This window comes from Sphingomonas crusticola (assembly GCF_003391115.1).
GTDB classification, from domain to species: Bacteria; Pseudomonadota; Alphaproteobacteria; order Sphingomonadales; family Sphingomonadaceae; genus Sphingomonas_I; species Sphingomonas_I crusticola.
On the sequence record NZ_QTJP01000001.1, the window covers coordinates 986,585 to 1,010,717 of the forward strand.

A 24,133-nucleotide genomic window follows, 5' to 3' on the forward strand; every position below is an offset into this window, starting at 1 on the left:
ATCGGGTCGATGATGGACCGTCGCACATTAATCAAGGGAGCAGGCGCCGCCGTCGGTGTCGCGATGAGCGCCAGCAGCTATGCGCGGATCAAGGGTGCCAATGATCGCCTCAACGTCGCGGTGATCGGCGTCAACGGTCGCGGCCAGGCGCATATCGCCGCCTTCTCCAAAGTCCCCAACGTCTCGCTCAGTCACATCGCCGATTGCGACTCCGCCGTGCTGGCGAAACGCGGCGCCGCCTTTGCCGCGCGCGGGCTTCCGACGCCGAAGATGGAAAGCGACTATCGCCGCCTGCTCCAGAACCGGGACGTCGATATCGTCACCGTCGCCACCCCCGATTTCAGCCATGTGAAGGTCGCCACCGACGCGATGGACGCGGGCCACCATGTCTATTGCGAGAAGCCGGTCGGCCTGGCGCCCGCCGAAGGCGAGGCGATGATCGCCATGCAGAAACGTACCGGCCGCAAGCTCCAGATCGGCAATCAGCAGCGCTCCAGCCCCGAGACGCGCCAGCTCGGCGAGCTGATCAAGGCGGGCGAGCTCGGCCATGTCTATGAGGCGCAGACATGGTATGCCATGGCGCGCCGCCCGATCGGCCGCGGCCACACCGCGCCACCGCCCGCAACGCTGAACTGGGATATGTGGCAAGGCCCGCGCCCGCGCGCGCCCTATCGCTCGAACCTGGTGCCCTACAATTGGCACTGGGTCTGGCAGTACGGCACCGGCGAGATCTGCAACAACGGCATGCACGAGATCGACGTGGCGCGCTGGCTGATGGGGCTCGAATATCCCCGGCGGGTGACCGCGCACGGCACGCGCCAATTCTTCAAGAACGACGATTGGGACATGTACGATGCCATGGATCTGACGCTCGCTTATGATGGCGATCGCACGATCCGGTGGGAGGGGCAGAGCGGCAACGCGATGGAGCGCTACGGGCGCGGCCGCGGCGTGCTGCTGCTCGGCACCAAGGGCTCCGCGGTCGTCGATCGCAACGGGTTCGAACTGTTCGATCTCGCCGGCAAGCAGGTTCGGGTGGTGAAGGCCGCGGCGGATTCGGCGACCACCAACACCGTCGGCGAGGGCATCCTCGACATATATCATGCCGGCAATCTGGTGGATGTTATCCGCGGCAAGGCGAGCACGCTGAATTCGCCTATTGCGGAGGGGCATATCAGCACGACCATCTGCCACCTCGGCAACATGGCCTATCGCACCAATGCGACCCTGACGATCGATCCCGCGACCGGGCGTCCCGCGAGCGCGGAAGCGATGAAGCTTTGGTCGGTGGACTATGAGCCCGGCTGGGAGGTCAAGGCCTGAGCGGCAGGCGTTCCCGCCATGGCTGCGGATCGAACTCTATGCCCCCCGACGAGACGCGGGACGCGTTGCCGGCGTCGTCCCCTGCCCGGCGATCCGTCTCGGCGTGACCCGGTCCGATTTCGCCCGACAGCATGAAGAGAGGAAGTGCATGTGAAGGACACCAGCCGCCGCGACCTGATCGGCCTTGCCCTTGGCACCGGCCTGTCGGCCATGGCCGCCGAAGCGCTCGCCCAGTCGACCACGCGGGGCGACGCCCCCACGGAGAGTGCGCCCGCGCGCCCGGTGCCGGAGGCAAAATATCGCGTTCCGTTCGGGGTGATCGGGCTGGATCACGGCCATATCTACGCGATCACCGATGCCATGATCCGCGGCGGAGGCGTACTCACCGCCTTCTATGCCGGCGATCCGAAACAGGTCGCGGCTTTTCAGAAGCGCTATCCCGGCGTGCCGTTGGCCCGCTCCGAGGACGAGATCGTCGAGAATCCGGCGATCAAGCTGGTGTGCAGCGCCGCCATCCCGGCGCTGCGCGCGCCGCTCGGCATCAAGGTGATGCGCGCGGGCAAGGACTATCTCAGCGACAAGGCCGCGGTGGTGACGCTGAAGCAGCTCGCCGAGGTCCGCGCCGCGATCAAGGCCACGGGCCGCAAGTTCGGGATCATGTATTCCGAGCGGCTGGAGGTGCCGGCCGCCGTGATGGCGGGGCAGATGGTGCACGAGGGCGCGATCGGTCGCGTCATCCAGACGATCAACCTTGCCCCGCATCGTGTGTCCGCACCGACCCGGCCCGCCTGGTTCTGGGATCCGGCACTCAACGGCGGCATCCTGACCGACGTCGGCAGCCATCAGGCGGATCAGTTCGTGTACTTGACCGGCAGCAAGCGCGCGACCGTGCTCGCGGCGCAGGTCGGCAATTTCGGGCACCCCGAACATCCCGGATTCCAGGATTTCGGCGACATGATGATGCACGGCGACGGCGGCGCCGGATATGTCCGTGTCGACTGGTTCACGCCGGACGGGCTGCCGACCTGGGGCGACGGCCGCCTCTTCATCCTCGGCACCGAGGGCTATATCGAGCTGCGCAAATATGTCGATATTGCGGGCCGGCCGGGCGGCAACCACCTGTTCGTCGCCGACCGGAAGGGCACGCGCTACCTTGATTGTTCGAAAGTGCCGCTGCCGTTCGGGCCGCAATTCATCACCGATCTGGTCGAGCGCACCTCGCTTGCGCAGGATCAGGACGGTGCATTGCTTGCGGCTGAATTGGTGTTGAAGGCTTCGGCCAGGGCGACGCGGGCGACGGCGGGATAGGGAAGTATCCGCGCGGTATCTGGCCGGGCGGGATGGGCGAAAATGAGGCAATGGTGCTGACCCAGAAGAATGATCCGGTGCTGATGACGCAGACGATGCGCTGGTTCGGCCCGGCGGACCCCGTGTCGCTGCGCGACATCCGCCAGGCCGGCGCCAGCGAGGTCGTGACCGCGCTGCATGACATACCGAACGGGATGGTTTGGGATCGGCCGGCGATCGCCGCGCGCCGTGCCGAGATCACGCGCGCCGGCCTCGGCTGGAGCGTCGTCGAAAGTCTGCCTGTCCATGAATCGATCAAGCTCGGCGCGCCGGACTGCGATCGCTATCTCGCCGCCTATCGCGAAAGTCTCCGCCACCTCGCCGCTGAGGGCGTGCGGGTCGTCACGTACAATTTCATGCCGCTGCTGGACTGGACGCGGACCGATCTGCGCTACGAGATGCCCGACGGGGCGCTGGCATTACGCTTCGAGCCCGTCGCGCTCGCCGCTTATGACATCTACATCCTGCGCCGCCCCGATGCCGCGCGCGACTATGACGAGGCGACGTGCGCGGCGGCGGAGCGGCGCGTGCATGCCATGGACGCCGCCGCGCGCCTCGAGCTCGAGCAGACGATCATCGCCGGCCTGCCGGGCAGCGAGGAGAGTTTCACGTCGGCCGAGCTGCTGCGCGCGGTCGAACAATATGGCGACGTCGGCGCCGATCGCCTGCGTGAACATCACGCGGCTTTCCTCGAAGCGGTCTGCCCGGTGGCGGAAGAGGTCGGCATTCGCCTCGTCGTCCACCCCGACGATCCGCCCTTCCCGATTTTCGGACTACCGCGCGTGGTCAGCACCGAGGCGGACGTGGCCGCGATTTTTGCCCGCGTGCCCAGCGTCGCCAATGGCCTGTGTTTTTGCGCCGGATCGTTCGGCGCGCGGCAGGACAATGATCTTCCCGGCATGGTGGAGCGGCTACAGGATCGGATCGGCTTCGTGCACCTGCGTTCGGTGCAGCATGAGCCCGACGGCTCGTTCCACGAGGCGGCGCATCTCGAGGGCGACGCCCGCATGGCCGAGATCGTCGCCGCGCTTTACAATATCCAGCAGCGCTCCGGGCGCTCGATCCCGATGCGACCCGATCACGGCCATCAGATGATGTACGACCTCACCCGCACCACCAACCCGGGCTATTCGCTGATCGGCCGCATGCGCGGCCTGGCCGAGCTGCGCGGGCTCGAACGGGGTATCGCGCACGCGGCCGCCGCCGCCTGAGCGACGAGCGACAGCCCATCAAGCGTGGCGAACCGGCCGAGGAACGGCCGGCATTACCGGATTCGGACTATTCGGGAGAGCAAGGTCTCGACCACCGCCCCGAACCGTTCCGGATCGCCAAAAGCGCGCGCCGACAGCATCGCCCCGTAAATTGCCGACATGAAGGCGTCCGCTTCCTCCTCGGGCGATCGGGCGAGCGTCACGCTCCCCTGTTTCACGCCCAATTTGAGCAAGCCTGTCAGCCAGCCGGTCAGGTCGGCGAAGTGGGCTCGCACCGACGCCGCCAGGTCGTCCGGCAGGCTCGGCAATTCGGCGGCGAGCATGCCCGCCACGCAGAAGGGCGCACTATTGTCGGCGATGCAGCGTTCCCAATAGCCGGCATAGCTGCGCAGCTGGTCGCCCGCGTCGGGGTCGGCCGTCGCCAGCATCTCCGTCTGCGCGTGGATCACCGCGCGCGTTTCCTCGACCACGGCTTTCGCCAAATCGCTCTTCGCCGGGAAATGATGGTGAATGCTCGCCTTCCGGATTCCCACCGCCTCGGCGATGTCGGCATAGCTGAAGCCATTATAGCCGCGAGTCATGATCAGGTCGCGTGCCGCGCGCACGATCTTCTCGGCCGTCGATCCATTCATCGCATTCTACCTTCCACTAGGTAGGTAAGCGCTTGCTATCCGCCGCACAACCGCCTAGCTGGCAAAGCCTACCTACTGGTAGGTAGCTAACAGCTCAAGGAGGCCCCTATGACTGCTCAAGTCACGATCGATCGCCCGTCCGCCAGCAGCGCGTCGCTCCGCAACTATTACTTCACGCGTGGCCTTGTAGCCGCCGGCTGGGTCGCCGGCGCCTTCACGATCGGCAAGGATGTACCCGCCGTCGCCGCCATCCTGCTCGTCGCCTATCCGGCGTGGGATGCGGCCGCAAATCTGATCGACGCCCGGCGCAGCGGCGGTCTCGCCCGCAATCGCAGCCAGACGATCAATGCCGTTGTCAGCGGCATCGCCGCGCTCGCCATTCTGGCGTCGCTGAACGACACCATAGCCGTCGTCGCAATCTTCGGGGCATGGGCGATCGTCGCCGGCCTGCTCCAGCTCGCCACCGGCCTGCGCCGTTGGAAAAGCTATGGCGCGCAATGGACAATGCTTTTGAGCGGCGCGCAATCGGCGCTCGCCGGCGGCTTCTTCATCAGGCAAGCGCTCGGCGCCCCCGTCCACGGCATTACCGATGTCGCGCCCTATGCCGCCTTCGGCGCCTTCTACTTCCTCGTCTCGGCGCTGTGGCTGACGGTGCGGCGCGGCCGTTGACCCGTTCCCGCGGAGCGTGGCAGGATCGCCCGTCGCTGCTAAGCCGCCGTTCGCAGCCTGCGGTGAAGGTAATTTTCGTCGAACCCGGCGACATGGACCAGCTTTTTGGGATCGGTGATGAGCAGGCTGCCGCGCTGCAGGGTCATGGCCCCGCTTTGCCGCAATTCCTTGAGCACGCGATTGAGATGGACCGGCGTCATCCCGAGCGAATCAGCCAGCAAGATTTGCGCCAGCGGCAAGGCAATCTGATTGTCCGACGCGAGGCCGATATTGCGGGCCCGGATATAGAGTTCGCACATCAGATGGGCAACGCGCTCGACGCTCGTCCGCCGTCCCATGCTTGTGATCCAGGAACGCATCGTCCCTTCATCGACCAGCTGCGCGATATACATCGCCTTCGCCACGGCACGGTGCCGGTCCATGATCGCATCCATCTCGTTCCGCGCGATGGTCGCGACAACCGCCGGCGTGATCGTCTGGATGCCGTGATCCATCTCCGCCAGCAGCCCGATATGCAGGTCGCAGCAATCGCCCGGCATCAGAAACGCCAGCACCTGCCGCGAGCCGTTCGGCAGGATTTTGTAACGGCATGCCCATCCTTCGAGCATGACGAACACCGGGCCTGGACGATCGCCCTCCCGGATCAGGTCTTTCCGCGCCGCGATCTTGCTCGGCCTGGCCGTCGCCCCGGCAAGAGCAGCTTCATCATCCGGGCTTAATATGCCGAAATTACGCAGCTTTTCGACGAAGCGATTGCCCATGGGTCATCATCCCACGGCCGAGAATAGTTTAATATTGTCGAAAGTTATAGTCGAATGTTGATATGGATAAGGATCGTGGCGGTTTCTTCCGCTATAGCGGACCATCGCTGGCCCGTTTCCAGGCTCCGGCGGCTGAGAGATACGCGCGCTCTCGCCTGACCCGGAGACCCCGTCATGGGCGCGCGCAATTCGAACGATAACAGCCCGCCGGGCAAGGAACCGCCGCACCGGCCGGACCCCCACGGCCAGGCCGCGATCCTGCTGGTGGAAAGCCTGATCCACGGGCTGGTGGCGCGTTCGGTCCTGACCGTGGCGGACGCGGTCGAGATCGTCGCGACGGCCGCCGCGGTGAAGGAGGATGTCGGCGCCGATATGGGCGACACGCCCGCGACGCTGGCGCGATCGCTCGCCATTCTTGAGGCGATCGAAGCGAGCCTCGCCTTGGATCTGCACACGGCGGACGCGTCGGGGCCCGCGGGTCCGCCCATGCCAATATGGCCGGACTCCCCCTGATGCCTGCCCTTAATGCGTCGGCCCCGTGCGGCCATAGCCGGCGGAGAAAGGGGCCGACCCCTTTGAATGCGACGGAGAAGTCAATGCGGCCGATAGAAGAGACGGAATTGGTCTACCTGCTCCGCCGCGAGGCAGAAGAGCGAGCCCGCGCCGTCCAGGCGAGCGTGGGGGCAAGGCCGCTTCACTGCCGGCTGGCGGACGGCTATGCCGCGAAGATCGTCGGGTTGATGGGCGAACCGCGCTTCGAACGCGACAAACAACGCGGGAAATGATCAGGCCGTCTGGTCCGGCATGACCTGTGCCAGGCCGGCCGCGCGCAGCGACCGCGCCAGCTGCCGCCGCCGCGCGGTTGCGGTGTCGTATCGCTCCAGGCGCTCCTCCGCCTTCTCCGCCAGCAACCGCAGCGCGATCGCGTCGACGTCTGGTTCGTCCGTGAGCAGCGCCACGCCGCGCATCCGGCAGGGTTCCAGGCTCATCGCCCACGCCCCCCGGTAGGACGATCCGTCATGATACCCCGAGAATATGCGCCAAATCGGCCGGATGGGTCCACGAAGTTTCTCCACGAGGTGACAGCTAGAACAGCAAGAAAAAGCGTCACGAACCGGCCGCCGTTGCCACCTTTCGACCGAAGAAATATAGATTTGGATTAATAAATAGCGCCCGGCCCTGCGTTACTATTTCATCGCGCTTGATTCGGGCGTCGGTGGCGGCGAGCCGATGTGAAGCTCCCGCACGAAGTTGCAGGGGGCTCTTATGACGCATTACCGTCTTTATTTCATGAATCCCCGCTCAGGGCATATTGATCGAGCCCAGGATCTTGACGCTCCCGACGATCAGGCGGCGCTTCGCTTGGCCAGCACTTATGATGGCATCCATCCGCTGGAGCTTTGGTGCAATTCCCGCAAGGTTTACCGGATCGAGCGACCGAGCTCGGGGGTGATCGTCCGGTTCGGCACGGCTCAAGCGGCCCACGAAAAACGGACCGGCGCTTAGCCGCTAGGGTGCGAAGTCCGCGCAACCGAACTGCGCCCGCCGTTCAGTCTTCCGCCGCCCGACGCCCCTCGCGGCTATGCCTTACGCGTCACCCACACGTCGACCGGGGTGGCGAATTTGCCAGGTTCGGGCTTGCCGACATCCACCCGCTGCGCGGTGACGCGTTCGCCATTTTCCAGATAGAAGGCGGTGCCGACGAACGGCATCCGGCCGAACAGATGCTTCTGGATCGGCTGGCCGCTGGCCGCATTCATGATCGTCGCTTTGATGCTCATCGCTTGCGGATAGCGATTGCGCCGCAGCTGTCGATGCGCGCTTCGATTTCGTCCCCCGACATTGTCATGGGGACCCGCTGGTCAGATGAGTGCAGCTCACGATAGCGGTGGATTTCCTGCGAATTCACCGCTCGACAAATGAGAACATATAGAGTACAAAGCGCCTGCGGTTCGGCCGCTGCTAAGGAGGGTAGGTTTTTCGCGCTGATATCGGGACCGAATTTAAGCGCCCGCAATGACGGCATGAGCCTCTCTCGCCCCGCAAATCATCAAGTTCGTTTCTGGTGTTTTTTTGATTTTGCCCTTCATGGAGGGGCGGGACGGAGGCGCCAACGCCCCCGCCCTTCCCGCTCATTCCGCCGCGACGAACTCCTCCGCCACATCTTCCAGCGGGTGCGACAGCCGGGTCAGCATCTCCTTCGGCACAATTTGCCAGAAATGGTCGCGCCAGCGGTCCCAATCGTCGAGGATCGCATTGGACCAGCGGCTATCGGTCTTGGTCGCATGCAGCGCGATCAGCGACTTGAGCCGCGCCTCCCAATAGACCGATCCCAGCCGCCGCAAGACGATGCTCTCGTCATTGGCGCGCTCGGCGAAGCGGCCGTCTTCGTCGAGCACGAACGCCATGCCGCCGGTCATGCCCGCGCCGAAATTCTCGCCAGTCTTGCCGAGGATCACGGCGGTGCCGTTGGTCATATATTCGCAGCCATTGGCGCCGCAGCCTTCGACCACCACCGTCGCGCCCGAATTCCTGACCGCGAACCGCTCGCCCGCCTGCCCCGCCGCCAGCAACGTGCCGCTGGTCGCACCGTACAATACGGTGTTGCCGATGATCGTGTTGTTCTTGGTGTCGAGCTGGCTCGAGACCATCGGCCGCACGATGATCGTGCCGCCGCTCAGGCCCTTGCCGACATAGTCATTGGCCTCGCCGAACACTTCCAAAGTCACGCCCTTGACCGCGAACGCGCCGAGCGACTGGCCGGCCGATCCGCGCAGGCGGATATGGACATGGCCGTCAGCCAGCGCCGTCATGCCGAACTTGCTCGTGATCTCGGCCGACAGCCGCGTGCCGACCGCGCGGTGCGTGTTGCGCACCGTATAGGTCAGCTGCATCTTCTCGCGCCGCGCGAACACCGGCGCCGCGTCCTTGATCATCTGCGCGTCGAGACTGTCGGGCACCTCGTTGCGGAAGGTGCTGAGCTGGAAGCGGCGATGATGGTCGGGCGCATCCACCTTGGCGAGGATCGGGTTGAGATCGAGATCGTCGAGATGCTCGGCGCCGCGGCTCACCTGGCGCAGCAATTCGGTCCGCCCGATCACCTCGTCGAGGCTCCTGTAACCGAGCCGCGCCAAAATCTCGCGCACCTCCTCGGCGATGAAGGTCATCAGGTTGATAACCTTCTCCGGCGTGCCGACGAACTTGGACCGCAGCGCCTGGTCCTGCGTGCACACGCCGACCGGGCAGGTGTTCGAATGGCATTGCCGCACCATGATGCAGCCCATCGCCACCAGACTCAACGTGCCGATGCCGAACTCCTCGGCGCCCAGGATTGCGGCGATGACGATGTCGCGCCCGGTCTTGAGGCCACCGTCGGTGCGCAGCTTGACGCGATGGCGCAGGCCATTGAGCGTCAGCACCTGGTTGACCTCCGACAGGCCCATCTCCCACGGCGTGCCGGCATATTTGATGCTGGTCTGCGGGGAAGCGCCGGTGCCGCCGACATGGCCCGCGACCAGGATCGCGTCGGCATGCGCCTTGGCGACGCCCGCCGCGACCGTACCGATGCCGGCCGAACTGACCAGCTTGACGCACACCCGCGCGCGCGGATTGATCTGCTTGAGGTCGTAGATGAGCTGCGCCAGATCCTCGATCGAATAGATGTCGTGGTGGGGCGGCGGCGAGATCAATGTCACGCCGGGCGTCGAATGGCGCAGCTTGGCGATGAACTCGGTCACCTTGAAGCCGGGCAACTGCCCGCCCTCGCCGGGCTTGGCGCCCTGCGCGACCTTGATCTCCAATTCCTCGGCCGAGCCCAGATATTCGGCGGTGACGCCGAACCGGCCCGACGCGATCTGCTTGATCACGCTGTTGGCATTGTCGCCATTCTCGTACGGCGTGTAGCGGCTCTTGTCCTCGCCGCCCTCGCCCGACACCGCCTTGGCGCCGATCCGGTTCATCGCGATCGCCAGCGTCTCATGCGCCTCCGGCGACAGCGCGCCGAGGCTCATGCCGGGCGTGACGAAACGCTTGCGGATCTCCGTGATCGCCTCGACGCTGTCGATCGGCGCGGGCTCCTTGGCCCAGTTGAACTCCAGCAGATCGCGCAGATAGATGGGCGGCAGGTCGCGCACCCCGCGCGAAAATTGCAGATATTGGCTGTAGCTGTCGGTCTGCACCGCCGTCTGCAGCAAGTGCATCAGCTGCGCCGAATAAGCATGCGCCTCCCCGCCGGCACGTTGCCGATAGAAACCGCCAACCGGCAGCACCGAAGGCCCGCCCTCGAACGCTTTCTCGTGCCGGATGCGGCCGGACAGCTGGAGCGAGGCATAGCCCTCGCCCGAAATCTTGGCGGGCATGCCCGGGAAGAAATCGTTGACCAGCGCGCGGCTCAGCCCGACCGCCTCGAAATTGTAGCCGCCGCGATAGGAGGAGATCACCGCGATCCCCATCTTGCTCATGATCTTGAGCAAGCCATCGTCGATCGCCTTGCGCCAGCGCTTGAAGCACTCCGCCAGCGCCAGCTCGCCGAACAGGCCGCGGGCATGGCGGTCGGCGATAGCCGCTTCCGCAAGATAAGCGTTCACCGTCGTCGCACCGACGCCGATCAGCACCGCATAATAATGCGTGTCGAGGCACTCTGCCGAGCGCACGTTGATCGACGCATAGGAACGCAGCCCCTGGCGCACGAGGTGGATGTGGACCGCCGCCGCCGCCAGCACCATCGCGATCGCGATCCGCCCCGGCCCGACATTCTCGTCGGTCAGGAACAATTCGCTCTTGCCCTCGCGCACCGCCTGCTCGGCCTCGCGCCGCACGCGCGCGATCGCCTGGCGCAGCGCATCGGGGCTGTCGTCGAGCGGATAGGTGCAGTCGATCGTCGCATGGGCCGATCCGAAATAGGTCTTGAGCTTCACCCACTCGCGCGACGTCAGCACCGGCGAATCCAGCACCAGCACGCCCGATTGCTGCGCCTCGGTGTCGAGGATGTTGGCGAGGTTTCCGAACCGCGTCTTCAGGCTCATCACGCGGGTTTCGCGCAGACTGTCAATCGGCGGGTTGGTCACCTGGCTGAAATTCTGGCGGAAGAAATGGCTGATCAGCCGCGGCTTGTCCGAGATGACCGCGAGCGGCGTATCGTCGCCCATCGATCCGATCGCTTCCTTGGCCTGCTCGACCTGGGGCGCGAGGATCAGCTCCATATCCTCCATCGTCTGGCCGGCCGCGATCTGGCGGCGGATCAGCTCGCCACGCGTCCATTGCGGGAGATGATCGCCTTCCGGCACCGGAAGGTCGGCGAGCGTGCGGAAGCCCGCCACCCACTCGCCATAAGGTGCCTCGCCGGCGATGCGCGCCTTGACCTCGGCATCTTCGTAGAAGCGACCTTCCTGCAGATCGATCGCGATCATCTGGCCCGGCCCCAGCGCGCCCTTGGCGATCGCCGAGCTCTCCGGCACCACCACCATGCCCGCTTCCGACCCGACGATCAGCAGATTGTCGGCGGTGCGGAGCGTCCGCAGCGGCCGCAGCGCGTTGCGGTCGACGCCCGCCACCACCCAGCGCCCGTCGGTCATCGCCAGCGCGGCCGGGCCATCCCACGGCTCCATCACGCTCGCGAAATAATTATACATGTCCTGCACCGGCTGCGGCAGGTCGGCATCCTGCCACGCCTCGGGCACCAGCATCAGCTTGGCGGTAGGCGCGTCGCGGCCCGAACGGCAGATCGTCTCGAACACCGCATCCAGCGCCGCGGTATCGGACGCGCCCGCCGGGATGACCGGCTTTACGTCTTCGGAATGCGTCCCGAAGGCGAGACTCGCCATCTTGATCTCGTGGCTCTTCATCCAATTCTTGTTGCCGCGGATCGTGTTGATCTCGCCGTTATGCGCGAGGCAGCGGAACGGCTGCGCCAGCCACCATTGCGGGAAGGTGTTGGTCGAATAACGCTGGTGGAAGATCGCGACCCGGCTGACGAAGCGCTCGTCCTTGAGGTCGGGATAGAAGACCGACAATTCCTCCGCGAGGAACAGACCCTTGTAGATGACCGAGCGGCACGACAGCGAGCAGATGTAGCAGCCCTGGATCTGCGCCTCGACCAGCTTCTTCTCGATCCGCCGCCGGACGAGGTAGAGCTTCTTCTCGAACTCCTCCGCGCTCTCGACCTCGGGCATCGGCCCGGCGATCATGATCTGCTCGATCTCGGGCCGGGTCAGCATCGCCTTGTCGCCGATGCACGACACGTCCACCGGCACCTGGCGCCAGCCATAGATGGTATAGCCGAAATCGATGATCTCGCTCTCGATGATCGTCCGGCACGTCTCCTGTGCGCCGAGATCGGTGCGCGGCAAGAAGATCATGCCGACCGCCAGCCGGTTCGGGCGCGGGCGATGCCCGGCGGACTCGATCGCATCGTCGAAGAAGCGTGCGGGCAGATCGACGTGGATGCCGGCGCCGTCGCCGGTTTTGCCGTCGGCATCGACCGCGCCACGATGCCACACCGCCTTCAGCGCATCGATCGCCGCGGTAACGACGCGGCGGGATGCCTTGCCATCGGTCGCGGCGACCAGGCCGACGCCGCACGCATCGCCCTCGAACTCGGGGCGATACATGCCTTCGCGAGCGAGGCGTTCGCGTTCAGCGCTCATGTCGTACTGGGCCATGGTCATGAACTCGTATTCTTGGTTGATACCAACTCTTTGGCTGCCCGCTCCATCATGCGCGTGCCCGCTTCGATTCCGGCCTGGCGGCCAATAGCGCCGGCGATTGGGCCGATACTTTGCTGGAGCTGCGGGCTTAGCTGGACCCACTTCGCGCCGGGACCCGATTGATAAAAGACGATGATCCGATCGAGTTCTGCGGAAGTGAAGGCCGAAGCATATTCACGTGCGGCGGCCTCCAATATTTCCGGATAACGGCTCCGCATCGACTTCAGCATTTCCTCGTCGAAGATACGCTCCAAGCCTTCACGTCCGCCGGGCGTAGTCTTGATCTGCTGGATCAAGCTGTCCGAGTTATCCTGCTCGATTTGGGCAACTACACCCTTGCCCATCGTCGGGATGAGCGTCCCCATCATCTGGTCCAGGGTCTGGTCGAAATGCATCAGCTTTATAAGCTGGCGGGCGGAGTTCATTGCCGCTGGATCCGCCGGTTTGGCCGGGACCGCCTCTATGACTGGCGGCACAAGTGGGGCCGGGGCCGGAACGCTAGCGGCAGCGGCAGCGGCTAAGACGAATATGTTCATGCCGCCACCTTCTCGGCTTGCGCCTTCGCCTTGAGCCATTCGTGCATGCGTTCGCTGACGTCGCGGCCGTCGCGCACCGCCCACACGACCAAGCTCGCGCCGCGCACGATGTCGCCTGCCGCGAACACACCGTCCAGACTGGTCATCATCGTCTTGTGATCCACCCGCACCGTGCCCCAGCGCGTCACCGACAATTCCGGCGCGTCGAACAGGCGCGGCAACTCTTCCGGATCGAAGCCGAGCGCCTTGATTACCAGATCGGCCTCAAGACTGAACCCCGCGCCCGGATCGGGCTCGGGCGCGCGGCGGCCCGACGCGTCGGGCTCACCCAGCCGCATTTTGGTCACCTGTACGCCGGCCACCTGTTCGGTGCCGTGAAAGGCCTCCGGCGCCGACAGCCAGACGAACTCGACGCCCTCCTCCTCGGCATTCTTCACCTCGCGCTGCGAGCCCGGCATGTTGACGCGGTCGCGGCGATAGAGGCAGCGGACCGAGGCCGCGCCCTGGCGAACCGCGGTCCGCACGCAATCCATTGCCGTATCGCCGCCGCCGACCACCACGACATGCTTGCCCAGCGCGTTGAGACTGCCATCGTCGAACGCCGCGACATCGTCACCGAAGCCCTTGCGATTGGAGGCGGTGAGGTAGTCGAGCGACTCCACCACGCCGGTCGCGCCAACGCCAGGCGCCTTGATCGCGCGCGGCTTGTAGACGCCGGTGGCGAGCACAATCGCATCGTGCCGCTGGCGCAGTTCGTCGAGCGTCGCGTCACGCCCGACCTCGAAATCGTGGTGGAAGACCACGCCCCCCGCCGCCAGCCGGTCAACCCGGCGCATGACGATATGCTTCTCCAGCTTGAAGCCGGGAATGCCGTAGGTGAGCAGCCCACCCATCCGGTCATGCCGGTCATAGACATGCACGTCGTAACCGCGCGCGCGCATCAGATCGGCGACGGTCAACCCGGCCGGGCCGGCGCCGATCACGCCGATCGACTGGCCGCGCGCCGGCCCCGGAACCAGCGGCTCGACCCAGCCTTCCTCCCACGCCGTGTCAGTGATGAACTTTTCGACCGAGCCAATCGTGACCGCGCCGTGACCGGAAAATTCGATGACGCAATTGCCCTCACACAACCGGTCCTGCGGGCAGATGCGGCCGCAAATCTCGGGCATCGTGGAGGTAGCGTTGCTGAGTTCATAAGCTTCACGCAGCCGTCCTTCAGCGGTCAGCCGTAGCCAATCGGGAATATGGTTGTGGAGCGGGCAGTGAGTCGAGCAATAGGGCACCCCGCATTGCGAGCAGCGCGACGACTGCTCTTCCGCCTTGGCGACGGCATATGCGCGGGAAATTTCCTCGAAATCAGCCGCCCGAGCGCCCGCAGCGCGCTTTTCAGGATAATCCTGCTCGACGATTGGGAAAGTCAGCATTCCGGCCATGTGCAATCTCCGTCGCCCCCATGATGGCGGACGCCGCTGATGTCACGCGGAAAATGGCCGATGTGGAAGCTGTTCTGTCCTATTTTCCGATAATGAAGCTGTTTAGCCGATGCCTCAGAGCCTCTTCGGCGATATTTAGTGCCGCAGCGGACCTAGATAATGTTAAGCCATACCAGAGCAGCCGCTCCGGCAGCGATCCGATACCAGGCGAACGGCGCGAATCCGTGTTTGGTCACGATTGTCACGAAGGCCCGAATAACGACGATGGCCACCAGGAACGAGACCAGGAAACCGACGCCGATCGTCGGCAATCCGACTGCTCCCGGAGCAGTCAATTCATGCCGGTTCTTGTAGAGCTCTATTACTGTCGCTCCCATCATCGTGGGAATCGCGAGAAAGAAACTGAACTCCGCAGCCGTGCGCCGTTCGACGCCTAAAGCAAGAGCGCCCATGATGGTCGCTCCCGACCGGCTGACGCCCGGCACCATCGCCAGACACTGAATAAAGCCAATGCCGGCCACTGTCGGCAGCGGGATATCCGCCACCCCGGCAACGTTCTGGCGCTTGGCCAATCGCTCCACGAGAAGGATCACGATGCCGCCGACGATCAACGCAACGGCCACCACCTGCGCATTACTGAGCAAAGCCTCGATCTTCTTGTGCAGCGCCAGCCCGATCACGCCCGCGGGGATGAAAGCGACGAGGATGTTACGCAGGAAGCGCCACGAAGCCGCATCGCGCCGCGCCAACCCCATCAGGACGGCCCAGAAAGTTCGCCAGTAGAGCACGATCACCGCGAGGATCGCGCCCAACTGGATGACGATGTTAAATACCTCCCACCGGGCGGCATCATAGCCGAGTAACTTGGTGGCGAGAATAAGATGGCCGGTGGAGGAGACGGGAAGGAATTCTGTCAGCCCCTCGACAATGCCGAGGAGGATGGGTGTGACGATATCCACGCCGCTCAGCTCGCGTTGAGGCTGAAGCGGCCCTGGCGGCGATAACGCACCAGCCAGGTCGGCGCGACCGCCGCGAGCGGCGCGGGCCTGATGTCAAGCTCGGCGAAGCCCTTGGCGCCTTGGGATACGACATTATCATGCTGCAGCATCAGCCATTGATCCCAAGTGATCGGCGCACCCGGAAGCCATCCGAACTTGGCCATTCCCGCGGCGAGTGGATCGGGAAGTGCCACCAGCTTCGGCGCGCGGCCGACCGCATCGGCGATCCAGCGCTGTAGCTCCAGCATCGATAGGGCCTGAGGACCGCCGAGCTCGAACGTATCGCCGGCCGTTTCAGGCGACAGTGCCGCCTTGGCCACCGCACGCGCGACATCGACGACCCAGGCGGGCTGAAAGCGGACATCGGGCCGTATTACCGGTATGACGGGTGCCAGCGAGATCATGCCCGCGAACTTGTTGATAAAGCCGTCCTCCGGGCCAAACAATATGGAAGGTCGGATGATCGTTGCGCCAGGAAAGGCTTCGCGCACTGCCTGCTCGCCCAGCCCCTTGCTGCGGGCATAAGCGGACTGCGCCTGCGCGTCCGCCCCTATCGCGGAAATCTGGACGAAGCGGCGCGCTCCGGCCGAAGCGGCGGCAATGGCGGCATTGCGCGCTCCGTCAACATGGACTGCATCGAACCGCCCTTTCAGGATGCCGACCAGGTTGATGACGACATCCGCACCCTGCACGGCACGATCAAGCGTTTCCGGTTTGGTGACATCGGCGCGCACCGATTGCGCCTGGCCCAATGCCGCGAGGGGCTTGAGAAAGAAACTGTCGAGCGGGTCGCGCTCTGCAATCCGCACGCGCGCGCCGCTGCGGAGCAGCTCCTGCGCAACATAGCGACCGAGAAATCCCCCGCCGCCGAACAGGGTTACCAGCTCATCCATCCCGTCAAATCCTCACGCGGATACCGGCCCGCCCATGCCCCCAGCCTCGCGCCCATGCAAGCATCTGAACTTAGTCTCGCGATTGTAGGCGGCGAGAGGCGGCGACTTCGGTTGACAAGCCGCGAGCCCGCCCCCTAAAGCGCGCCCCCTACCCCGTGCCCAGATGGCGGAATTGGTAGACGCACCAGCTTCAGGTGCTGGCGCTCGCAAGGGCGTGGAGGTTCGAGTCCTCTTCTGGGCACCACTCACTGCCGAAGCATTCATATCTCAACCGCGGCGCGGTTGACCGATCGCTATCGGTGCGCCTGGATCATCTCCCATCGGCAGGAAATCGAGGCTTGGCCGTTGCGACTCCGCTGGCGCACCAGATCATTCACTCTCTACATAATTAGCATTGAACTTTACGTGAATATGCTCCAGCCTGCTGAAATGCGTCGAAGAGCGCAGGAAAGAGTAGATGCTAGGAGGGGTTATGAAGACCTGGAGAATGTGGCTGGGTGCGTCCGCACTGGCATTGACGTGGACCGGACTTGCCCATGCGCAGACGTCCGCGGGATCGTCAGGTGGTAACGCGGCGGCCGATGCGCCTGTGGACGAAATCGTCGTTACCGCCCAGCGTCGATCAGAAAATCTGATGAGAACGCCGGTCGCGGCGTCCGTGCTCGGCGGTTCGGAGCTTGCCGCGAAAGGCGTGGCCAATGTCGACGCGCTGCAATTCGCGACCGCCAGCATCGTGGTCAACAATTTCGGCCAGGGCAACGACTTCAACGTGCGCGGTATCGGCAAGGCCGAACACAATACGCAGACGACGACCGGGGTGATCACCTACCGCGACGGCGTTCCCACCTTCCCCGGCTATTTCCAACAGGAGCCCTATTTCGACGTTGCGAATATCCAGGTGCTGCGCGGCCCGCAGGGCACGATCGTGGGCCAGAATGCGACGGGTGGAGCGGTCTTCGTCAACACCAACGATCCGGTCATTGGCGGCGGGGTGCATGGCTATTTCAACGCCAATTACGGCAATTATAGCGATTTCGGCGCGCAGGGCGCGATCAACCTTCCCGTAGGCAAGAACATCGCGGTGCGTGTCGCCTTCTTCGGCGAGCGGCGCGACGGCTTTTACCACATCACCGGTCCCGGCGGTTCGAAATATACCGGCAATAATGGCGATCTGCGCCAGTTTGCTGGCCGGATCAGCGTGCTGTGGAAGCCCACCGACCGGCTGTCGATCCTCTTCAAGACTGATGCGGACTATCTTGATATGGGGGCCTATCCGGCCGATCCTTACACGGATCGGTTCAAGTTTCTTCCCTATGGCAGCACCACGCCCAATCCCAATTATCGGGACCCGTTCGATATCACTGCCAACTCGCCGCAGGGTGCGCGCGACAAATTCTTCCGGTCGATCCTGCGGATCGAATATGAGCTTGGCGGCGGCGTCAAAGTTCGCTCCGTCAGCGGACTTTCGCATGGCCACAGCTTCTACCTGGCCGATCTCGACGGCACATCGGCGAACACTTCCACCTTCGGCGACACACTGACCGAAAAGCAGTACTCGCAGGAAATCAACCTTATCTCGCCTGACAACCAGCGCTTTACATGGCTGCTCGGTGCGTTCGGGCTTTGGAATAAATATAATTTCCTCGCACCCTACAAATTGTTCATCGGCTTGCCCGGCTTCGGCATTCCCGATTATTACAGTCTGCAAGGCACCAATCCGGAGCGCTCCCTCGCGCTGTTCGGTCAGGTCGGATACAACCTTACCTCCGACCTGAAACTGGATCTGGGCGGCCGCTACACGGCTAGCCGCAGCACCAACCATGTGCTCATTCGCGAGCTTGGGAGCTTTATCACCCCCGCCGAGCAGACGACCAAATCGGACGATTTCTCCTACAAGGTGTCGCTCGGCTGGAGGGCCAGCTCGGATCATTATTTCTACGGCTTCGTGGCAACCGGCTTCCGTCCGGGCGGCTTGAACACGCCTACCTTCGGAAGCGGCCCGATCCCGCCATTCGGCCCGGAAAAGGTGCGGTCGTTCGAGGCGGGCTGGAAAGCCAATTTCCTTGGCAGCCATATCAGAACGACGGTCGACGGCTTCTATAACGAGTACCACCATTTCCAGGCGATCCTCGGGCGACCGGACAATCCACGACTGACCACCGAACTCAACGTTTCGGGCACCACCAAGATATATGGTGCCGAAGCCGAGGCGGACTTCAAGTTCGGCGGCCTGTCATTCGGTGCCGGGGCCAATCTGCTTCACAGCCAGATCGGCCAATTCTACGCAGTGGATCCGCGCAACCTGCCCCCGGCGGTGCCGGCTCCAGGGCTATGCAACCCAGATACGGGTCCTGCCACTCCATACTGCATCAATTTGAAGGGGCGGCGGCAAACTTATGCACCGAACTTAACCTTCAACGTCTTCGCCGAATATCAATTCAGCCTCAGTTCGGGCGACACGCTGACGCCCCGCGTCAATTTCGGCCATGTCGGATCGCAATGGGCGACGTTGTTCGAGAAGCCGGCACTCGGCGACAGGCTGGAGGACCGCAACATCCTCAATGCACAACTGGCATTCACGCACCGCACCTGGACGGTGACCGCTTATGCCACCAACCTGACCAACCAGCATTATGTGGGCGCACTTAACAGCAGCCTCAACTTTGCCGGGCCGCCGCGTCAATATGGCGTCAAGCTGTTTAAGACGTTCTGATGAAGCATAAGCGGTCGTCGCAAGCCGCGCGGCGACCGCTGCGCTTGTTTCGCTCTATTTCGAAATCGTGATGCAGCCTTATAGCCTAACCGTAGACAAGTTTCTCGACCACGCGGCCAAATGGTGTGGCGACGGCCAGATCGTTCAGGCCGACGCGGGCCAGGTCGTGCGGCGCTCAACCTATCGGGCGCTGCGGGAACGTAGCAATCGGCTGTCGGGCGCGCTTGAAGCGCTAGGGCTGCGTTTCGGCGACCGTATAGGCACGCTCGCCTGGAACACGCAGTATCATCTCGAGACCTATTATGCCGCGATGGGCATTGGGCTGGTGTGCCACACCCTCAATCCGCGCCTGACTATCGCCCACCTGGCAAAGATGATCAACGAGGCGGAGGATCGTGCCATCGCGGCGTCGGCAGACCTCATGCCGCTGCTGCGCGAGTTGGGGCCGCTTTGCCCGACTGTCGAGCATGTCATTCTGATGGATGACGGCTTAGCGGCAACGGAACTTCAGGACTCCGATCCTCCCCGCATCTGGCCATATGAGGCATTGCTGGAACGTTACGGCGCGCCCGCCAAGTGGGGCGATTTCGACGAAAATGCCGCCGCCGGCCTGTGCTACACGTCGGGTACCACCGGTCAGCCCAAGGGCGTGCTCTATACGCATCGATCCAACTACCTCCACGCGATGCGTGCATTGCAGGCGGATGCGATCGGCCTGGCCGGCAACGACGTTGTCCTGCTCGCGGTGCCGATGTTCCACGCCAATGCGTGGGGACTTCCCTTTGCCGCGCCGGCGGTCGGTGCCAAGCTGGTACTGCCAGGGCGGCATACCGATGGAAAAAGCCTTGCCGCATTGATCCGCGACGAAGGCGTGACGGTCGCGGTGGGCGTCCAGACTGTGTGGATGGGCGTGGTCGACCATCTCGACGCGGTCGGCGGCGAACTGCCTGACCTCAAGCGTGTCCTGATCGGCGGATCGAACTGCCCTGAGGCATTGATTCGCCGCATGGAGGAACGGCTGAGCGCGCGTGTGCAGACCAGCTGGGGCATGACCGAATTGTCGCCCATGGGCACGATCGCCCCTTCGGACGCGGCGCCGGGGGATGCCCAGGCGTCTGGTCGTCCGCCAATGGGCCTCGACCTCAAGCTGACCGATGCAAACGGGGCGACGCTCGCGCAGCAGCGAGGCGTCGTTGGCCATCTTAAGGTCAAAGGCCACAGCGTGCTCGACCGTTACTTCAAGGCGGAAAGCGACGCGCTGGATGAGGAGGGTTATTTCGATACGGGCGACCTCGCCTCGATCGATGAAGCGGGAAATCTCACCATCAGCGGGCGCTCGAAGGACTTGATCAAGTCCGGTGGCGAATGGATCAATCCAACCGAGATCGAAGCAATCGTCGGATGCGACCCGACCATCGGGGCGGCTGCTGTGATCGGGCGTCTCGACGCGAAATGGGGCGAGCGCCCGGTGCTGATCGTCGAACCGCGGCAGGGCCGGGACATCGATCCGGAGAAGCTGATCGGCGCACTCCGGGGCAAGGTGGCCGATTGGTGGATTCCCGACCAGATCGTGGAGATTTCATCGATGCCGCTTGCCGCAACCGGCAAGATCGACAAAAATCGGCTGCGCTCCGATTACGAAAACGGGAAGATGGAAGCCAAACGGCTCCGCCGTTAACGCCACTCCCGGCAGTCCACGGCTCGCCGCTTTATATCATTCGCATCGCGCCACCCTTGGCGGGAGCTTGGACGCGTAGAGACCGACATTCCAGTTCCAGGCAATCGTCCCATCGGCCCTGCGTCGGCACATCACCTGCTCGTTAAAGGAATACATGCCCGGCATCAGATTCTTGTCCGGACGCGGCCTGTCGGCAAAGTGCATATAGGCTTCCGCCCCCATGAAGGCAGGCCAATCCGGTGCATTTCGCGCTTGCGGACGGCCGGTGCGCGCGAAGCTCGTCCAATAGTCGATCATCGCGTCAGAGATCGCACGCTCGGCCGCGGTTTCGGGGACTTTCGGCCAAAGTGGCGGGGTGCCGTCGAAGGTCCCGAATACGAAGGGCAGTTCGCTTGCGTGGAAGGCATGGAGATCGGATTGGTCCGCGCTCGGGTAACCATGGTCGAACAGATAAAGGTAGGACGGCACACCCAACGCAGCCTGCTTGCGGGCGAGGCGCTCGGCGGTCCAGCCATAAAGCGCGTCGCGCGTAGTGGCGAGAACGCTCTGCTTCAGGTGGGTTGACGGATAGAGCTTCAGAAATGCCTCGGCGAGATCACCATAGCGATCGCGAATGGTCGCTTCATACTCGGCTGCGCTGCCCGGCACCGGGGGCGCGAGAACGGTCAGCGATCGAATTTCGCCGCTGTTGAACCCCGCCAGCAGCGGCACAGGCGCCTGCTGCCCCTTGTCGAACACGGTGACGAGCTGGTCCGGTAGCAATTGCCCGTCAACCGCACCCCAGGGCCCGAAGCCCGTCGCGCGAGCGGCGCGGGTGAGCGTCTCCGCGTCTATCGCACGCAGGGCGGCAATGTCCGGGGCATGAAGCCCGGCGGCAAAAGATGCACCGCTCTGCTCGGCCGAGGGAGCGCCATGCCTGGCTGCCTTCAGATCGGGCGTCGAAATCATGTATGCGCTTTGTGCGATCGCTTTCGCGAACAGCCCGCGCGCTGGCGGTGAGGCCAGCAGGTACATGACGCTGAGGGCGCCCGCGGACTCGCCGGCGATGGTAACGTTGGCGGGATCACCCCCGAACGCGCCGATATTGTGCTTCACCCAGCGCAGCGCCTCGATCTGATCGAGCAGACCGTAATTGCCCGATATGCCTTGCTTGGACTCCGCGCTGAGATCGGGATGCGCCAGCCAGCCGAGCACGCCCAGTCGGTAGTTGATCGACACCACGACAACCCCGCGCTCGGCGAGCCGCCTGCCGTCATACATGGGATCGCGGCTCGCCCCACTCCACAACGCGCCGCCGTAGATCCAGAAGAAGATGGGGGCGTTACGGGCATTGGCGGGTGCCCAGATGTTGAGCGTCAGGCAATCCTCGCTCATCGGCATCGGATCGGACGCATAGATGTTCGACAGCTTTTCCTTTGGCTGGAAGCAGGCGGGCCCGAATGTGGTCGCGTCCTTAACCCCTTCCCAGCGCGGCAGTGGATGCGGCGCTTGCCAGCGCCGCGGACCGACCGGCGGCTCCGCAAAGGGAACGCCCCTGAACACGCGCAGATCGCCTTCGACCGTGCCGCGCAACGCTCCGGCGGTAGTGTCGACGACCGAACCGATATCAGCTGACGATGCAGACATGGCGGAACTCCGCTGGGCAAAGGAAGGCGAGGCAAGGATGATGGCGGCGACACTTCCAAGCAGGCCAAGTCGACGCAGGATCATGGCGCACTGTCTCCGACGGTAGTCGCCTCACGCCGCAGCAGGCGCGCCAGCCACAGGAAAATGGCAATGGCGATGAGATAGAATGGTGTGAGCGTGTAGAGCGCGATCTGCAGCGAATTATGAGGGTGCGCGGCGCGGAAATAATCGCTCGCCGCGCCGACATAGGTCGGTCCCAGACCGAGGCCTATGAAGTTCATGACGAGGAGCAGCAATGCGCCCGACATGACGCGCTGATCGGGTCGGACCTCTTCCTGGACGAGTGCGACCGAGGCCGAGAGGTAAGAATAGTTGAGCGCCATCGGGAAGGCCAGAAAAGCGAGCGCAAGCGGCCAGGATGGCGCCCACACGAAACCGATATAGAATGGGATGGCGAGCGCCAGCGTCGCCGCGGGGATTAGTGCGTAAGCGGCCTTGTGACGCTGCGTGAAGCGATCGATCATCCGCCCAGAGATCAACATACCGGCGCTCATGCCGATGCCGGCGACGAGGGCGTAATAAAGCGCGATCTGCTCAAGCCTCATCCCCTTCTCGCGCATCAGGAAAAGGCTGGTGAAATTACCGAGGCCATAGGTGATGAATTGGGTCGCCCCGCTCCCCAGCGCGACGAGGACCAGCACGGGCCTGGAGAAGAACATCCTGACGGTTTCCCAAAAGCCTGATCGCGCGATCGTCTGGCCGTTTGGCACAGGATCGAACGCGCCACGCGGGGGTTCGCGCACGATGACGCGGAGGGCTATCGCCGCGACCAGACCGACGGCGCCGAGCGCGATGAAGGCGTAGCGCCAGTTGAACGCCGCGGCGATCGAGGCGCCGAAAGCTATGCCGAGGGCAGCGCCGATGGGCGGCCCGAGATTGTAGATGCCGAACGCCATGCCGCGCCGGCCGGGCGGAAACGTATCGGTGATGATGGCATAAGACGGCGGGACACCCCCCGCCTCACCAAATCCTACGGTCATGCGCGCTGCGACAAGCTGCGTATAACTGGTCGCCAACCCGCAGCATGCGGTCGCTGCGCTCCAGATCGCGCAGGCCCAGGCGAGCACGGAGACGCGATTGGTCCGATCGGCGAACCAGCCGACCGGGATGGCAATGAAGCAATAGAAGCAGGCGAAATAAAGCCCGCCGATCAGGCCGAGCTGGCCATCCGAAATGTGCAGCGTGTCCTGGATCGGTTTGGCCAGGATCGCCAGCAGCTGGCGATCGAGAAAATTCAGAACATAGACGCCGCACAGGGTGTATAGGACGATCCAGGGTCGCAGTCCCAAAATAGGCTGCGAGCGTGTAGCGCTCCGGACCGAAGGGTCGATCGGAAGCACGGGTTCAACCGCCGCCATCGACTAAAAGCCGCCGAAGCTGGATTGGTCTACAGAAACTCTGGACCAGCGCGCGCAGCTGCGCCCAAAGGCCCAAGCGACGCGCAAAGCAGTCTGATAAACCACGGCATCATCCTCTGATCGATACTTTTCGTATCTTATTGCCACTTCATGCAGCCGCCCGGCCATGCGTGTCAACGCACACTATCGTG

Annotated in this window: 20 protein-coding genes and 1 tRNA gene; 10 read left to right on the forward strand and 11 right to left on the reverse strand. The window is 63.9% G+C overall.

Annotation, left to right across the window (positions count from 1 at the left end):
• Positions 1 to 9 precede the first annotated feature (9 nt).
• From DX905_RS04765 to uxuA, 3 genes are all read left to right on the forward strand, one after another.
• Entirely contained in the window at positions 10 to 1,323 is a 1,314-nt protein-coding gene (locus DX905_RS04765; RefSeq protein ID WP_116090333.1) for a Gfo/Idh/MocA family protein, read from the forward strand.
• 150 nt (positions 1,324 to 1,473) lie between these two features.
• The gene (locus DX905_RS04770; protein WP_240320719.1) at positions 1,474 to 2,631 is read left to right on the forward strand and encodes a Gfo/Idh/MocA family protein; all 1,158 of its coding nucleotides are present in this window, start codon (positions 1,474 to 1,476) and stop codon (positions 2,629 to 2,631) included.
• Between the two features lie 32 nt (positions 2,632 to 2,663).
• Complete coding sequence (uxuA, locus tag DX905_RS04775; protein ID WP_240320720.1) at positions 2,664 to 3,881, forward strand: mannonate dehydratase; 1,218 nt, start codon at positions 2,664 to 2,666, stop codon at positions 3,879 to 3,881.
• A gap of 53 nt (positions 3,882 to 3,934) precedes the next feature.
• Here the strand turns inward: uxuA and DX905_RS04780 are convergent, their stop codons facing one another.
• Positions 3,935 to 4,513, reverse strand: a complete 579-nt coding sequence (locus DX905_RS04780; RefSeq protein WP_116090334.1) for a TetR/AcrR family transcriptional regulator — start codon at positions 4,511 to 4,513, stop codon at positions 3,935 to 3,937.
• Positions 4,514 to 4,621: 108 nt separating this feature from the next.
• Between DX905_RS04780 and DX905_RS04785 the strand changes: the two genes are divergently transcribed.
• Positions 4,622 to 5,182, forward strand: a complete 561-nt coding sequence (locus DX905_RS04785) for a DUF308 domain-containing protein (protein ID WP_116090335.1) — start codon at positions 4,622 to 4,624, stop codon at positions 5,180 to 5,182.
• 38 nt (positions 5,183 to 5,220) lie between these two features.
• Here the strand turns inward: DX905_RS04785 and DX905_RS04790 are convergent, their stop codons facing one another.
• A complete protein-coding gene (locus tag DX905_RS04790) occupies positions 5,221 to 5,943 on the reverse strand; it encodes a Crp/Fnr family transcriptional regulator (RefSeq protein WP_116090336.1) in 723 nt (240 codons plus the stop codon).
• Positions 5,944 to 6,117: 174 nt separating this feature from the next.
• On the opposite strand from DX905_RS04790, the gene DX905_RS15975 reads away from it, so the two are divergent.
• Both DX905_RS15975 and DX905_RS04800 read left to right on the forward strand, forming a co-directional pair.
• Positions 6,118 to 6,456 carry an NAD-glutamate dehydrogenase gene (locus DX905_RS15975; RefSeq protein ID WP_162875463.1) on the forward strand — a complete coding sequence of 113 codons (339 nt, stop codon included), beginning with the start codon at positions 6,118 to 6,120 and terminating at the stop codon, positions 6,454 to 6,456.
• An 83-nt stretch (positions 6,457 to 6,539) separates the two neighbouring features.
• Positions 6,540 to 6,728, forward strand: coding sequence for a hypothetical protein (locus DX905_RS04800; protein ID WP_116090337.1), 189 nt, complete (start codon positions 6,540 to 6,542; stop codon positions 6,726 to 6,728).
• On the opposite strand, the gene DX905_RS04805 is transcribed toward DX905_RS04800, so the two are convergent.
• The gene (locus tag DX905_RS04805; protein ID WP_116090338.1) at positions 6,729 to 6,932 is read right to left on the reverse strand and encodes a hypothetical protein; all 204 of its coding nucleotides are present in this window, start codon (positions 6,930 to 6,932) and stop codon (positions 6,729 to 6,731) included.
• Positions 6,933 to 7,209: 277 nt separating this feature from the next.
• On the opposite strand from DX905_RS04805, the gene DX905_RS04810 reads away from it, so the two are divergent.
• Positions 7,210 to 7,449, forward strand: coding sequence for a hypothetical protein (locus DX905_RS04810; protein ID WP_116090339.1), 240 nt, complete (start codon positions 7,210 to 7,212; stop codon positions 7,447 to 7,449).
• 74 nt (positions 7,450 to 7,523) lie between these two features.
• On the opposite strand, the gene DX905_RS04815 is transcribed toward DX905_RS04810, so the two are convergent.
• The 6 genes from DX905_RS04815 to DX905_RS04840 all read right to left on the reverse strand — a co-directional run bounded on the left by DX905_RS04815 (position 7,524) and on the right by DX905_RS04840 (position 16,507).
• Positions 7,524 to 7,724: a hypothetical protein gene (locus DX905_RS04815; RefSeq protein ID WP_116090340.1), complete on the reverse strand. Its 201-nt coding sequence runs from the start codon at positions 7,722 to 7,724 to the stop codon at positions 7,524 to 7,526.
• Between the two features lie 351 nt (positions 7,725 to 8,075).
• Positions 8,076 to 12,602 carry a glutamate synthase large subunit gene (gene gltB, locus DX905_RS04820; protein ID WP_116090341.1) on the reverse strand — a complete coding sequence of 1,509 codons (4,527 nt, stop codon included), beginning with the start codon at positions 12,600 to 12,602 and terminating at the stop codon, positions 8,076 to 8,078.
• A gap of 2 nt (positions 12,603 to 12,604) precedes the next feature.
• Positions 12,605 to 13,183: a DUF2059 domain-containing protein gene (locus tag DX905_RS04825; RefSeq protein ID WP_162875464.1), complete on the reverse strand. Its 579-nt coding sequence runs from the start codon at positions 13,181 to 13,183 to the stop codon at positions 12,605 to 12,607.
• The gene (locus DX905_RS04830) at positions 13,180 to 14,607 is read right to left on the reverse strand and encodes an NAD(P)-dependent oxidoreductase (RefSeq protein WP_420822149.1); all 1,428 of its coding nucleotides are present in this window, start codon (positions 14,605 to 14,607) and stop codon (positions 13,180 to 13,182) included. The genes DX905_RS04825 and DX905_RS04830 overlap by 4 nt, the downstream gene beginning before the upstream one ends.
• A 161-nt stretch (positions 14,608 to 14,768) precedes the next feature.
• Positions 14,769 to 15,575, reverse strand: coding sequence for an undecaprenyl-diphosphate phosphatase (locus tag DX905_RS04835; protein WP_116090344.1), 807 nt, complete (start codon positions 15,573 to 15,575; stop codon positions 14,769 to 14,771).
• Positions 15,576 to 15,580: 5 nt separating this feature from the next.
• Entirely contained in the window at positions 15,581 to 16,507 is a 927-nt protein-coding gene (locus DX905_RS04840; protein ID WP_116090345.1) for a complex I NDUFA9 subunit family protein, read from the reverse strand.
• A 157-nt stretch (positions 16,508 to 16,664) separates the two neighbouring features.
• Here DX905_RS04840 and DX905_RS04845 point away from each other — a divergent pair.
• From DX905_RS04845 to DX905_RS04855, 3 genes are all read left to right on the forward strand, one after another.
• Positions 16,665 to 16,751, forward strand: a tRNA-Leu gene (locus tag DX905_RS04845).
• Positions 16,752 to 16,979: 228 nt separating this feature from the next.
• Complete coding sequence (locus DX905_RS04850) at positions 16,980 to 19,220, forward strand: TonB-dependent receptor (RefSeq protein ID WP_116090346.1); 2,241 nt, start codon at positions 16,980 to 16,982, stop codon at positions 19,218 to 19,220.
• Between the two features lie 70 nt (positions 19,221 to 19,290).
• Positions 19,291 to 20,898, forward strand: a complete 1,608-nt coding sequence (locus DX905_RS04855) for an AMP-binding protein (protein ID WP_116090347.1) — start codon at positions 19,291 to 19,293, stop codon at positions 20,896 to 20,898.
• A 36-nt stretch (positions 20,899 to 20,934) separates the two neighbouring features.
• Here DX905_RS04855 and DX905_RS04860 read toward each other — a convergent pair whose 3' ends face one another.
• Positions 20,935 to 22,524, reverse strand: coding sequence for a carboxylesterase/lipase family protein (locus DX905_RS04860; protein ID WP_240320721.1), 1,590 nt, complete (start codon positions 22,522 to 22,524; stop codon positions 20,935 to 20,937).
• An 80-nt stretch (positions 22,525 to 22,604) separates the two neighbouring features.
• Positions 22,605 to 23,873, reverse strand: a complete 1,269-nt coding sequence (locus DX905_RS04865; protein ID WP_240320722.1) for a spinster family MFS transporter — start codon at positions 23,871 to 23,873, stop codon at positions 22,605 to 22,607.
• Positions 23,874 to 24,133 lie beyond the last annotated feature (260 nt).